Source organism: Pedobacter sp. UYEF25 (assembly GCF_054061655.1).
The window spans coordinates 20,406-33,770 of record NZ_JBSSEL010000025.1 but is presented as its reverse complement, the minus strand read 5'-3'; the positions used below and the strand labels follow the sequence as shown (position 1 = coordinate 33,770).

General features: G+C 38.0%; 10 protein-coding genes. 3 read left to right on the top strand and 7 right to left on the bottom strand.

Annotation, left to right across the window (positions count from 1 at the left end):
• Positions 1 to 11: 11 nt before the first annotated feature.
• The 3 genes from lpxB to surE all read right to left on the bottom strand — a co-directional run bounded on the left by lpxB (position 12) and on the right by surE (position 2,410).
• Positions 12 to 1,115 carry a lipid-A-disaccharide synthase gene (gene lpxB, locus ACVWYG_RS17535; protein ID WP_457272069.1) on the bottom strand — a complete coding sequence of 368 codons (1,104 nt, stop codon included), beginning with the start codon at positions 1,113 to 1,115 and terminating at the stop codon, positions 12 to 14.
• A gap of 184 nt (positions 1,116 to 1,299) precedes the next feature.
• Positions 1,300 to 1,572: a stationary phase survival protein SurE gene (locus ACVWYG_RS17530; RefSeq protein WP_457272067.1), complete on the bottom strand. Its 273-nt coding sequence runs from the start codon at positions 1,570 to 1,572 to the stop codon at positions 1,300 to 1,302.
• A gap of 7 nt (positions 1,573 to 1,579) precedes the next feature.
• The gene (gene surE, locus ACVWYG_RS17525; RefSeq protein WP_457272065.1) at positions 1,580 to 2,410 is read right to left on the bottom strand and encodes a 5'/3'-nucleotidase SurE; all 831 of its coding nucleotides are present in this window, start codon (positions 2,408 to 2,410) and stop codon (positions 1,580 to 1,582) included.
• 206 nt (positions 2,411 to 2,616) lie between these two features.
• On the opposite strand from surE, the gene ACVWYG_RS17520 reads away from it, so the two are divergent.
• Positions 2,617 to 5,550 carry a M16 family metallopeptidase gene (locus tag ACVWYG_RS17520; protein WP_457272063.1) on the top strand — a complete coding sequence of 978 codons (2,934 nt, stop codon included), beginning with the start codon at positions 2,617 to 2,619 and terminating at the stop codon, positions 5,548 to 5,550.
• 101 nt (positions 5,551 to 5,651) lie between these two features.
• Here ACVWYG_RS17520 and ACVWYG_RS17515 read toward each other — a convergent pair whose 3' ends face one another.
• The 4 genes from ACVWYG_RS17515 to acs all read right to left on the bottom strand — a co-directional run bounded on the left by ACVWYG_RS17515 (position 5,652) and on the right by acs (position 10,571).
• On the bottom strand, positions 5,652 to 7,010 hold the full coding sequence (locus ACVWYG_RS17515) for an NAD-dependent succinate-semialdehyde dehydrogenase (protein WP_457272061.1): 1,359 nt from the start codon (positions 7,008 to 7,010) through the stop codon (positions 5,652 to 5,654).
• 205 nt (positions 7,011 to 7,215) lie between these two features.
• Positions 7,216 to 8,274, bottom strand: coding sequence for a glycoside hydrolase family 130 protein (locus tag ACVWYG_RS17510; protein ID WP_457272060.1), 1,059 nt, complete (start codon positions 8,272 to 8,274; stop codon positions 7,216 to 7,218).
• Between the two features lie 105 nt (positions 8,275 to 8,379).
• Positions 8,380 to 8,565 carry a CsbD family protein gene (locus ACVWYG_RS17505; RefSeq protein WP_457272058.1) on the bottom strand — a complete coding sequence of 62 codons (186 nt, stop codon included), beginning with the start codon at positions 8,563 to 8,565 and terminating at the stop codon, positions 8,380 to 8,382.
• Positions 8,566 to 8,675: 110 nt separating this feature from the next.
• A complete protein-coding gene (gene acs / locus ACVWYG_RS17500; RefSeq protein WP_457272056.1) occupies positions 8,676 to 10,571 on the bottom strand; it encodes an acetate--CoA ligase in 1,896 nt (631 codons plus the stop codon).
• 189 nt (positions 10,572 to 10,760) lie between these two features.
• Here acs and ACVWYG_RS17495 point away from each other — a divergent pair, with 189 nt between their 5' ends.
• Both ACVWYG_RS17495 and ACVWYG_RS17490 read left to right on the top strand, forming a co-directional pair.
• Positions 10,761 to 12,752: a glycoside hydrolase family 97 protein gene (locus ACVWYG_RS17495; RefSeq protein ID WP_457272054.1), complete on the top strand. Its 1,992-nt coding sequence runs from the start codon at positions 10,761 to 10,763 to the stop codon at positions 12,750 to 12,752.
• A gap of 111 nt (positions 12,753 to 12,863) precedes the next feature.
• Complete coding sequence (locus ACVWYG_RS17490) at positions 12,864 to 13,361, top strand: hypothetical protein (protein WP_457272052.1); 498 nt, start codon at positions 12,864 to 12,866, stop codon at positions 13,359 to 13,361.
• Positions 13,362 to 13,365: the final 4 nt, after the last annotated feature.

The following is a 13,365-nucleotide window of genomic DNA, read 5'->3' as shown; positions in this document are numbered from 1 at the left end:
CGAAGCAGATGCTATTTTATGAATGTATATATTAAACGTGCAGTTGTTTTTGAAGCGCCAGGGTTACCCATTATTCTTCGTAAATCGTGATAGTTATGGAGCATAATCTCCCTGCCTTTTCCTTCGATAATCGAATCTAATTCTTTTTTTATCGATGTGGCATTACAGTCTTCCTGAATCAATTCTGTAACAACACGTTTATTCAAAATTAAATTTACCAAAGAAATAAATTTGATGTTTACCAGCATCCTGGCAATAAATATAGAAATAGTGCCGCCTTTGTAAACCACTACCTGTGGCACATTAAACAATGAAGTTTCCAAAGTCGCTGTGCCAGAAGCTACAATTGCTACATGTGCATTTTCTAACAGGTTATAAGTATCGTTCGACACGAGTTTTACTTTTTTATCACCAATCAGGTCTTCATAGTAAGCGACATCAAAAGTTGGTGCGGTTGCAACGACAAAAATAAAATCAGGATAATTGTCTACTACTGTTAACATTGCAGGCAGCAATCGCTCTATTTCTTGCTTTCTACTTCCAGGCAAAAGCGCAATAATTTTTTCTTTACCAATCTGATGTTCGACCCTAAATTGACTGTTTGCTTTAAATGTTGCAATTTCATCCAGTAATGGATTTCCGACATAATCTACTTCCATTCCCCATTTCTTATAAAAAGCAACTTCAAATGGCAAAATGCAAAACATTTTATCTACGGTTTGTTTAATTTTAAGCACCCGTTTTTGATTCCATGCCCACACTTTTGGGGAAATATAATAGCAAACCTTAAATCCCTGCTTTTTTGCAAAATTCGCAATCTTCAAATTAAATCCAGGAAAATCTATTAAAACAACTACCTCTGGATTGTACGTTAAGATGGCTTCCTTGCAAGCTTTGAGATTCTTAAAAATCGTATTAAGATTTAATACCACTTCGGTAAAACCCATGAAAGCCATCTCTCGATAATGTTTTTCTAGGTATCCGCCCTGAGCCTTCATTTTATCGCCACCAAAATAAGAAAAGTCTGCATTGGGATCTTCCGTCTTTAGGGCTTTCATTAAATTTGCCCCATGTAGGTCGCCAGATGCTTCACCTGCTATCAAAAAGTATTTCATAGGTATGATTTAGGGATTTTTTGCCATTTGCTGCCGATTACGAGTTTATGAATTATTGGAATGTTAACATGTAAAATTTTTTCCACATCTGATAAATAGAAAATCATTCGATTTAGGCTTTAGGCAAAATAATTTGTTTTCGGTGGTAAATAATCTGATTTCTGACCTCCTACTTCGCTCCAACTTACATCACTTTGTAAAAGAAAAAGATAAACGCACAGAAAAAAGTAGCCGCTAAAATTCCCCTACCAATATTTTCTTTATTGTATTTAAAGAAATACTGCATAGTGTAAGCATTAACCGCGATGCCGCCGATGTAAAGCAAATCGGCCTTTGCCAAATAAATTATGTGGTTAATAATATACCATGCAATGGCACACAGTAATGCCGGGATAAAAAACCCTATAAATAAGCCTGTCCAAACTGAATTTTTTAACTTCCCTAAATGTGCGTTCATCAATGGTCTATCCTAAGTTTGCACCATCTGGTGATGGAACTTTTTGCGCTGATGTTGGTGGATTTCCAAAATCCCAGCCATTTAGCAGCTGAATGGCATGATGAGCGGTTAAATCAAATTGAACAGGAACTACCGAAACGTAGCCATGTTCTAAGGCCCACACATCGGTATCCTCTCCTTTATCAAAATTTTGGAAAACACCTGTTAGCCAATAATAAGGTCGTTTATATGGATCTATTCGCTCTTCAAATTCTTCGGCCCATTTAGCATTTGCTTGCCGACAAATTTTTATTCCCTTAATTCCATCGCCTTTTGGAAAGTTAACATTTAATAAAGTTCCATCTGGCAAACCATGTTGCAACACCTGTTGTGAAATAGATTTTATAAATGGTTTGGTATACTGAAAATCGGCATCTGAGGTGAAATCATCTAGTGAAAATCCAATAGAAGGAATTTTTTCTATAGCGCCTTCTACCGCAGCAGACATGGTACCAGAATAAATAACGTTGATGGAGTTGTTTAAACCATGATTGATGCCAGACACGCACAAATCTGGTTTTTTGCCCTTAAATATCTTATTAACGGCAAGCTTAACACAATCTACAGGTGTGCCGCTGCACTTGTACATTTCAACCCCATGATACAACTCTACCTTATCAAACCTAATGGGTTTGCCTATTGTTATGGCATGACCCATGCCACTTTGTGGACTATCTGGAGCAACAACAACCACGTTACCCAAAGGCTCCATTACCTCTATCAGGTTCTTAATTCCTTTGGCTGTAATGCCATCGTCGTTTACAACTAATATATTCGGTCTTTCACCCTTTTTTTTCATAATGGTAAATGTACAAATTATAAAATTTTTGAGCTCTTATCAATCGATTTTAAATTGCTTTGTACAGATAAAAAATAACCTCTTCTTAGTGATTATATATTTAATTAGGCAAGTAAAAATTCTATATTTGACTAACTAACATATTATTAGCAGTTGTGCAAAAATCTTGAATCAACCGCTTCAAAAACTTAAATTAAAAATAATCAATGAAAATTAAAACATTAGTTTTACTATTTTTTCTGTTATCAGGATTTTTAGTGAAAGCACAGACCGTGTATCAGTGGAAAACCGGTTCGTCTGCAGGTTACACCTACAAATATGTAACCAACGACCCGACAAAAACGCGTTTTTACACCTTAAAAAATGGCCTTACAGTCATTCTTTCCCAAAACAATAAAGAGCCAAATATTGTGTATAAAATGGCGGTTCGGGCTGGCAGCAATACAGATCCACGCACAAATACCGGCTTGGCGCACTATTTAGAACACCTACTTTTTAAGGGTACAGATAAGTTTGGTACGATGAATTACGCTAAAGAAAAACCTTATCTAGATAAAATTCAATCACTTTATGAGGTTTACGATAAAACAACAGATACCGTAAAACGAAAAGAAATCTATAAACAAATCGACAAATTATCGGGCGAAGCTTCTACTTACTCTATTGCCAATGAATACGATAAAATGATGAAAGCCATTGGAAGTAACGTTACCAATGCCCATACTTCGGTAGAGGAAACCGTTTATGAGGAAAACCTCCCGTCTAATGCAGTCGACAAATTTTTAGCTGTTCAGGCAGAACGTTTTCGACAACCTGTTTTTAGAATTTTCCATACGGAATTAGAAGCCGTTTATGAAGAAAAAAATCGCGGATTGGACAACGACGGAAACAAAATGTATGAGAAGATGCTTGCTGCACTTTTTCCTACACACAATTACGGACAACAAACCACAATAGGAACAATTGAAAACCTGAAAAATCCGTCGTTGGTTGAGATTAGAAAATATTACAACAAGTATTATGTGCCAAATAACATGGCGCTTATTATGAGCGGCGACATTAACTACGATGATTTGATCAAAAAAATAGGGAAAGATTTTGCTTATATGCAACCCAAAGCTTTTGAGCCTTATCAACCCGCTCCAGAAAAGCCACTCACAAAAATACAAACTGTAGATATTTACGGTCCAAGTGCTGAAAATTTGTACATAGCCTATCGCGGTTTTGCAGAGAACACGCATAAGAGCATACTGTTAGATTTGATAAACAGCATATTATCTAATGGAAAAGCAGGGTTGTTGGACATCAATCTGAACAAAAAACAAGCTGTTTTAAGAGCTGGATCATTTTATGAACAAATGAAAGACTACGGCATTTTTATCTTATCGGCCACGCCAAAAACCGGTCAAAGTTTAGATGAAACTAAAAAGCTTTTATTGGCGCAGATTGATTTGCTTAAGAAAGGTGATTTTGACGAAACGTTAATAAAAGCAACGGTTGCAAATGCCAAATTGGCCGAGTTAGAAGGATACGACAACAACGATGTGAGGGCAGATGCTACCATGACCGCTTTCATCCAGAACCGCGGAACTGAATGGGATAAAAATTTGGCGAGTACTGATGACATGGCAAAGATTTCAAAACAGGAAGTTGTAGATTTTGCAAACGCCTTTTTTAAAGACAATTATGTGGTCGCATTGAAGCATAAAGGCGAGGACAAAAATATTATCAAAGTTCAAAAACCTGCTATTACTGCCGTAAAAACAAATGCAAACGAAGTTTCTCCATTTACCAAGAGCATCATTGCTGAATCTGTGAAACCAATTGCGCCAAAATTTTTAGATTATCAAAAAGACCTTGAGTTTGGCAAAACAGGAATAGCTGATGTAATTGAAGTGCAAAATACAGAAAATAGTATTTTTAGAATGGGTTATCGTTTTGAAATGGGCTCTTACAACTACAGATTGTTGCCCTATGCTGCACAGTATCTGGCCTTTTTAGGAACGAATAAATACACCGCTGAAGAAATAAGCAAAGCTTTTTATAACATTGCCTGTAGTTATCGCCTAAATGTTGGAACAGAAGTAACAACTGTTTCGTTAAGCGGTTTACAAGAAAATTTCGACAAGGCGACTGGCATGTTGGAAGATGTTTTAGCAAACTGTAAACCAGATGAAAAGGCATTGGAAGACCTTAAAGGCCGAATTTTAAAAGACAGAGAAAATGCCAAATTAAATAAAGGCTCTATTTTAACAGGCTTGATGAGCTTTGCGGAATATGGTGCAGATAATCCATTTAATTATCAGTTAAGTAACCAAGAGATTAAAGACATCAAAGCAGCCGATTTAATTTATTTGTTACACAACCTGACCAACTACGAACATACCATTACGTATTATGGTCCGGAAAAGTTAACGGATTTTACAACGAACATTGCTAAACTTCATCCGCTGGGAAAAGCCTTTACTCCAGCTGCGCCGATGAAAAAATTTGCATACACAAAAACCGATACCAATAGGGTTTACTTCGCAAATTACGATATGGTTCAAGCTGAAATTAGATGGGAACGAAATGCTGGTTTATATAACCCAGAAAACGCTGCGAAAATAGATCTTTTTAACAATTATTTTGGTGGCGGTATGGGTTCTGTCGTTTTTCAAACCATTAGGGAATCCAAGGCTCTTGCCTATTCTACCTTTGCTGTATACGCCACACCTGATAAAAGAGAAAAGGAAAATTTAATCGTTGCCTATGTTGGCACACAGGCAGACAAAATGAATGAAGCCATAGTAGGTATGAATGAATTGTTAGATACGCTTCCGCTGAGCGATAAAAATTTCAGTTTATCAAAAAATAATTCGTTAAATGGCATCGAGATTGCAAGAGTTACCAAAGACGATATTATTTATCGGTATTTGGCAGACAAAAAGTTAGGATTCGATCATGATTCTAGAATTGATGAATACAGGGATTTGAAGCCATTAAATTTTGATGATTTAAAAGCATTTCATCAAACTAATATTGCCAATAAACCTTACAATTATTGTATAGTCGCCTCTGATAAAAAGATAGACACCAGCAGTCTTATCAAATATGGAGCGCTAAGTAAGCTGAGTTTAGAGCAAATTTTCGGCTATTAGAAATTAAAATATTTAATAATCACGGGCGATCTTCTTGAAAGAAAATCGCCCGTGTTATTCTTAATACCCTATTTAAGCTTTGTGCACATGTAGACTTAAAACTAAAATTTGTTAATATAAACTGTTTTTCTATTCACAAATTCATGAATTCCGTCAATGGATAATTCTCGCCCATAACCAGATGTCTTCGTTCCTCCAAATGGCAATCTAGGATCGCTTTTTACCAATTCATTTACAAACACTGCTCCATCATCAAATTTTGGAACCAGACTCTTGGCTTTATGCAAATCTTGAGTAAAGATAGAAACACCCAAACCAAACTTACTCTGATTTACCAAAGAAATTGCCTCTTCATCACTATCAAAAGTTGTTATCCCAATCAACGGTCCAAAAGTTTCTTCGGTAAAAATAGTCATATCACTGGTAACATTTCCAAGAACGGTAGGCTCGAAAAAAGCGCCATTACGCTTGCCTCCGACTAATATTTTCGCGCCCTGCTGAACGGATTGATTGAGTTGTTTTTCTAATTCTTCGGCTAAATCAACTCGCGCCATCGTACTGATAAAAGTGTCGCTATCCATTGGATTTCCTGCTTTTAAATTACCCACCGAGGCTATAAATTTTTCTGTAAATTCTTTCGTTATTGAAACGTGAACCAATAACCGTTTCCCAGCAATGCAGCTTTGTCCGGTATTTTGAAAACGTGCTTGAACGCAGATTTTGATAGTTTCATCCATATTGCAATCATTAAAAACAACTAAAGCATTGTTCCCCCCCAACTCCAAAACCGACTTCTTAATTTCTGCACCGGCAATGGCGGCCACTGATTTTCCAGCAGCTTCACTACCTGTAAGCGTAACAGCTTTAATCTTTTCATTTCTTATAATGGCTTCAACCTGCTGGCTTTTGATGGGCAGATTCGTAAAGCAGCCTTCAGCAAATCCTGCTCTTTTAAAAACCTTTTCAATGTTCTCCGCACATTGCATCACGTTGCTCGCATGCTTTAGTATGCCCACATTTCCTGCCATCAGCGCAGGCGCGGCAAAGCGAAATACTTGCCAAAATGGATAGTTCCATGGCATTACCGCCAATACGGTTCCGATAGGTTCATAGCTCACATAACTTTCATAGGCTTCTGTCTTGATGGTTTTATTTGCCAACTGCACTTCAGCATTTTCAGCATAAAAATCACAAACTATCGCACACTTTTCTACCTCTGCCAAAGATTGTGTTATGGGTTTTCCCATTTCTGCAGTTATTGTTGTAGCGTATTCCTTGCTGTTTTTTCTCAATTCTACAGCAGCAGCTTTCATAAATTTCTTTTTTTCAGCAATCGGCACTTCTCTCCAAATGTGGTAGCGCTGGTCAGCTTTTTTAATCGCTTGTTCGATTTCAGATGTATTGAGTTCTCGAATTTCGAAGACCTGCTTTGACGAATATGGATTTATAGATTTTATCATTTTTTATTCCTTTGTACAATTGATTGATATAGCTTATCAAGAAAGTCGGTTTCTAAAATAGCATCTTACCAATCAACATAATTGATTTAGATAGGTTTCAGATAGAGCGCAGTCTTGACTTTATGTCAACGGTAAAACCTTTAAATAGAGCCGCCAGTCAACCAATTTTTGTAGTATCTAATCAGCCATTTTACTAGAATAGGATTTAAACATCGTTGACTGGCTTCAATTCTGCTAATATGGCATTGATAGAAAATTTTGCACCACATACAAACTCATCAGCAGCACCATAATAAATTATTAATTCATCACCATTGATGATGTGCCCGTTAGTAAATATCACCTTACCAAGAAAACCATGAAGCTCATAATCTGCAGTAGGTTCCATAATTGGATTGTCGGACCGTGCGATTACCTGACTAGGATTTTCGAGATCCATCAAAAAGCCTCCTAGACAATATCTATGAGAATCGTCAGCGCCGTGATAAATAGACAGCCATCCAAGTGCAGTTTTAATAGGTGCAGCGCCGGCTCCTACACGTCTACTGTCCCAACTATTTCTACGTGTTTTTAAAATACATTTATGATTTCCCCATTGAAAGCCTTTGTTAGATTCTGCTAGCCAAATGTAGTTTCCACCCAAATCTACGCTGCTTGGCCGATGCATCGCATAGAATTTATCTCCAATTTTCTCACTAAAAACTGCGCAGTCTTTATTGTGTGGAGGAATTATCATTCCGTGATGAGTATATGTTTTCCAATCTTTGGTGGTTCTCATTCCGACTCCAACACCATGCGACGAGACTGCAGTATAGCTGAGGTAATACATTCCATCGATTTGAGTTACCCGGCAATCTTCAATTCCAAAGCGCTCATTTACCCCTTCGCCTTGAAGCAAATTATATCCTTCCGGTTGATAAAAACGAATACCATCGTTGCTACAAACCAACCGTAGGTGTGAAAGTGTGGTCAGATAATCTCTCCCTTTGTAATTGATTACCCTTGGATCGAGCGCGATCAAATTTTCGTCGTGCTCCGCAATCTCTAAAATCTCGATGCCTCCAGACTTCAAAATCGGAAATGAGATAGTTCCAGGTTTCTGCGGCGGCCGTTCCGCCACACGCACAATCATCCATATTTTACCCTGAAAAGTAAAAACCCCGGGATTAAGTAAGCAAGCAATTTCTAAACCATGCCTGCTCGGCACTAAATCTTTAGGAGATAATAAAGGGTTTTCTTTAAATCTTTCGGCTAAATCTGACATTGGATTTCTTATAAAGATTAACTGGTAATGAGTTGATAATTGAACCTGAAAAACTAAAAAAGGCAATCTTTTCAGATTGCCTTTTATTATCTTGTTTTTTAAAAGTTACAGTGAATTTATCCAACTCACTAATTCGTCACGACCTTTACCAGTTTTCTTTTGCAATTTCCCCAGTAACTCATCATCTTTTCCATCTTCATGGGTCAAATCATCATCGGTTAAATCACCATAGGCCTGTTTAACTTTGCCTTTAATTTCGTTCCATTTTCCTTTAATTTCTAACTTATCCATAATGTATTTTTTAATGTTGGACTATTGATTTTCAAGATAACATCAGCAATAGAAAAAAGTTTTTCTTCGCATATATATAGAAGATTTAAACCATTAATAAATGTGCAGATCTACAATTTCTTCGCAGCTTCAACAATGCTTTCTACCACCGCTGGATCGAGTAAAGTAGAGGTATCACCTAAATTCGACACGTCGCCTTCTGCAATTTTACGTAAAATACGGCGCATAATCTTTCCAGATCTAGTTTTAGGCAAACCGCTCACAAACAATATCTTATCGGGTTTCGCAATCGGACCAATAATCCTAGAAACCGTTTGTAATATATCTTTCTTTGATAACTCCTCGTCGCCATGCATATTTGGATAAATTACAAATGCGTAAATGCCTTGTCCTTTTACGTTATGTGGATATCCAACTATTGCACTTTCTACAACACCCGCGTGCATGTTTATGGCGTTCTCAACTTCTGCAGTGCCTATTCTATGTCCAGAAACATTTAGCACATCGTCTACCCTCCCTGTAATTTTATAATAGCCGTCTTCGTCTCGCATGCAGCCATCTCCTGTAAAATACATATTATCGTAAGTAGAAAAATAGGTTTGTTTACACCGTTGATGATCTCCATATGTAGTACGCAACATGCCCGGCCATGGAAACTTGATGCATAGATTTCCCATCACACCATTACCAATAATTTCTGTGCCGTTTTCATCTACCAGAACTGGTTGTACGCCCGGAAGCGGAAGCGTAGCAAAGCTTGGTTTGGTTGGCGTAACTGTGGCAATTGGGGAGATCATAATTCCCCCAGTTTCTGTTTGCCACCATGTATCTACAACCGGCGCCTTACCGCCCCCAATTTTCTCATCATACCAATGCCAAGCTTCTTCATTAATTGGCTCACCAACCGAGCCGAGCACCCTCAATGAACTTAAATCTTTTCCTTCCAAAGGCTCATCACCAAAACTCATTAAAGAGCGGATGGCTGTTGGCGCTGTATATAAAGTGTTCACCTTATGCTTTTTAACAATGTCCCAAAATCTAGAAGCATCTGGATAGGTGGGAATTCCCTCAAACAGCAACGAAGTGGCTGCTTGCGAAAGTGGACCATACACAATGTAAGAATGACCGGTAATCCAGCCGATATCTGCAGTGCAAAAATAGACTTCGCCAGGTTGATAATTAAATACGTTTGAAAATGTATAACCCGCATAAACCATGTAACCACCACAAGTATGGACCACGCCTTTTGGTTTTCCGGTAGACCCAGAGGTATATAAAATAAAGAGCATATCTTCGGCGTCCATTTCCTCTGCCTCGCAAATGTGGCTTACATGCTTAACTTCATCTTCCCACCAAACGTCTCTCCCTTTTAGCATAGATACCGGCGTACGCACATGGGTAAGCACAATACATTTTTCTACACTTGGGCATCCAATCAGTGCGTCATCTATTACGTCTTTTAGGGGAATTTGTTTATTTCCACGATTTGCACCATCTGCTGTGATAACGATTTTACACTGCGCATCTACAATCCTATCGGCGATGGATTTTGCAGAAAACCCACCAAAAACCACCGAATGTATGGCGCCTATACGTGCACAGGCCAAAACAGCAATGGCTAGTTCTGGCACCATCGGCATGTAAATACAAATTCTATCCCCTTTTTTAGCTCCATTACGCTTCAACACATTTGCAAACCGACAAACTCGCTCATGCAACATTTTGTAGGTTAGTGTAACACTTTCCTGTTCTGGATCATTAGGTTCGAAAATAATAGCTGGCTTATCTCCATCCTTAGCCAAATGTCTGTCCAAACAATTTTCTGTAATATTTAGCTTAGCGCCTTCAAACCATTTGATTCTCGGCTCGTCGAAATTCCAGGACAATACTTTGTACCACGGCTTTCTCCACTGAAAATTTTGCGCCACTTCTCCCCAAAACTGTTCGGGATTTTCTACACTTTTTTTATAATCTGCCTCGTATTGCTCAAAAGATGTGATTTGCATTGCTGTTCGTTTATTTTTGGTTCATCGGCTAATTTAATGATTTAATGCTTAGACTTGGTGGTCAAATGGATTCAAAATGAATATTAATGTTAGCCTTACCCAATTTGGTAACATTTATTTATATTTGATAGGATCGGGTTATAAATTTAAGTCTATAGCCCTTTCCACAACCAAATTTTTTAAACGTTTATGATGTATATAACTAAGTCTGTTAAATTTCTAATTTTTCCGTTAATGCTCCATTTTTCAGTTCAAGCTCAGAAAAAGATCGAGCTGAAATCTCCTGACGGTAACTTAATCTATACTTTTCAACTTAACGCGAAAACGCCTTGGTATAAAGTTGTATATAAAGGCATACCACTAATAGAAAATTCCCCGCTGGGATTCTCTTTTGAAGCGACGGGCGAGTTTGGAAAAAACCTCACCGTGAAAAAGCCACGTTTTAGCGCCGTAAAGGAAAGCTATGATTTAGTTGTCGGCAAAACAAAAACTGTGCAAGACGACCACCGACAGGTTATTATCCCACTTATAGAACAGAACGGCGCAAAGCGTCAGATTAATCTGATTGTGCGCGCCTTTAATGATGGAATTGCCTTTCGGTACGAATTTCCGGAACAATCTCAGTGGAAAAGCTATGTCATGTTGGAAGAGGAAAGTTCTTTCAATATTGCTAAAAACCCAACCGTACATACCCTATTTTGGGATACTTTTAGCAATAGTCATGAAGGGCTTTATGCTACATTGCCCTATGATAAAATCTTGGGCAATAAAATGATGGATTTACCCGCGCTTTTTGAATATCCAAACCATATTTTTATGGCCATTACCGAAGCAAATCTTAGAGATTATGCAGGTATGTATCTTAAAAAATCAGCTAACGGAAGCCTTAAAACTCAGTTATCACCACTGCCGGGACAGACGGAAAAGAAAGTGAAGGCCGTTTTACCCCATAAAACTCCTTGGAGGGTTATGATGATAGGAGACAAATTGGGCGTTTTAATGGAATCGAACATCCTAACCAGTTTAAACGAACCTTCTAAAATAAAAGATGTATCATGGATTAAGCCCGGTAAGACGACTTTTCACTGGTGGAATGGGGACATTACCCCAGATACTACTTTTGCACCAGGCATTAATTTCGAAACGAATAAATACTATATAGATTTTGCTGCGAGAAATAATATCGAATATCATGCAGTGATTGGATATGGTGGCTTTGCTTGGTATAAAAGCGATGCCGCCGGATACAGTGTAGTGGGGCCTCATACAGATGTAACGCAAACTGTGCCTAGTTTAAACATGGATCAATTGCGCGATTATGCCAAGCAAAAAGGGGTGAGCATTGATGTTTGGGTAAACTGGAAAGCAATTTATCCCAAATTAGAGGAAGCTTTTTCTCAGTTTCAAAAATGGGGAATCAAAGGGATGATGGTAGATTTTATGGATAGGGATGACCAAGAAATGGTAAACATTCAAGAAGAAATACTAAAAAAAGCTGCTGAACATGAGTTGTACATCCAATTTCACGGCTCTTTTAAACCCACCGGTTTGCATAGAACCTATCCGAATGAATTTACGCGCGAAGGCACTTACAATTATGAACAAAACAAATGGCTAGAAAAGCCAATAACGGCAGAACATGATCTAAATATTGTATTTATAAGAATGTTGGCTGGTGCCTCTGACTATCATTTGGGAGGATTTCGCGCGGTGCCTTTAGCGGATTTTAAACCTCAACACACGCGCCCCTTGATGGGCGGAACACGCTGCCACATGCTGGCCATGTATGTAGTTTTAGAAAGCTACTTACAGATGGTGGCTGATTATCCAGCTGCATATGAAGGTGAACAAGGATTTGAATTTATACAAAAAATGCCTACAGTTTGGGATGAAGTAAAGGTATTGTCTGCTGAACTTGGAAAATACGTAACCATTGCCAGAAGAAAAGGAACTAGCTGGTATGTCGGGAGCATAAACAACAGCGATGCAAGAACGATTGAGATCCCAATGAAGTTTCTTTCGGAAGGTCATTTCGAAGCAACCTCTTATGAGGATGCTGTTGATGCAAATTTACACCCAAACAAGCTTATTAAAAAAATTGAATCGGTTGACAAAAGAACAGTTTTAAAGGTAAATTTAGCTGCGGGTGGTGGGAATGCCATTCAATTAATTAGACAGTGAGTGGCAAATGGTGCTCCAAAATAAAAAATCGCTCTTATCACTAGAACAACTAAAGCGCACAGGCTCTAGCATTTTAATTATTACTAATCTTTGATTAACTACATTTGACATATGAAAATCGCTGCTTTCTTCGTTATTCTATTTTTAATGGCCGCAGTAGGCATCAGACCTGCGTCCTCAATGCATAATGCTAAAAAATATTTAACGGATACCGTTAGGACTACCGCATATACTATATTGGGGAAGTCCGAAAATATAGCGTCCATAGCTGTTAGAAAGGGTAAAAAGAACGAAAATATAGTTTACATTAAAATTGGACAATCCACTTTTGATGGTGCAAGTAACAATGGGACAGGGCTTGGCATATCTGGTAAATCGAGATCCAGGGAGTCTCAAAATGCAAGCGGACCTGTTTTTGACCAGATCGAAATACTGAGCGGCAATTATGAAGACATAAAAGTTGACAAAATATCTACCACTCAAAATGAGTTTACATTAGTGAGTGTTCACTTTCCGTTGAGATTAAAAATGCATGTGGGAAAAGAATTTATTGAGTTTGAGTTAAAGGAACCGGGCAGCTGGGATATGGATGTGAGGTATAAAAAATAATTGG

What these genes read in the sequence shown, in the direction of transcription:
- surE (WP_457272065.1), bottom strand. Translation starts at nt 2,410, where the DNA reads ATGAAAAAAAAGGGTGAAAGACCGAATATATTAGTTGTAAACGACGAT.
- ACVWYG_RS17530 (WP_457272067.1), bottom strand. Translation starts at nt 1,572, where the DNA reads ATGAACGCACATTTAGGGAAGTTAAAAAATTCAGTTTGGACAGGCTTA.
- ACVWYG_RS17505 (WP_457272058.1), bottom strand. Translation starts at nt 8,565, where the DNA reads ATGGATAAGTTAGAAATTAAAGGAAAATGGAACGAAATTAAAGGCAAA.
- acs (WP_457272056.1), bottom strand. Translation starts at nt 10,571, where the DNA reads ATGCAAATCACATCTTTTGAGCAATACGAGGCAGATTATAAAAAAAGT.
- ACVWYG_RS17520 (WP_457272063.1), top strand. Translation starts at nt 2,617, where the DNA reads ATGAAAATTAAAACATTAGTTTTACTATTTTTTCTGTTATCAGGATTT.
- ACVWYG_RS17510 (WP_457272060.1), bottom strand. Translation starts at nt 8,274, where the DNA reads ATGTCAGATTTAGCCGAAAGATTTAAAGAAAACCCTTTATTATCTCCT.
- ACVWYG_RS17490 (WP_457272052.1), top strand. Translation starts at nt 12,864, where the DNA reads ATGAAAATCGCTGCTTTCTTCGTTATTCTATTTTTAATGGCCGCAGTA.
- ACVWYG_RS17495 (WP_457272054.1), top strand. Translation starts at nt 10,761, where the DNA reads ATGATGTATATAACTAAGTCTGTTAAATTTCTAATTTTTCCGTTAATG.
- ACVWYG_RS17515 (WP_457272061.1), bottom strand. Translation starts at nt 7,010, where the DNA reads ATGATAAAATCTATAAATCCATATTCGTCAAAGCAGGTCTTCGAAATT.
- lpxB (WP_457272069.1), bottom strand. Translation starts at nt 1,115, where the DNA reads ATGAAATACTTTTTGATAGCAGGTGAAGCATCTGGCGACCTACATGGG.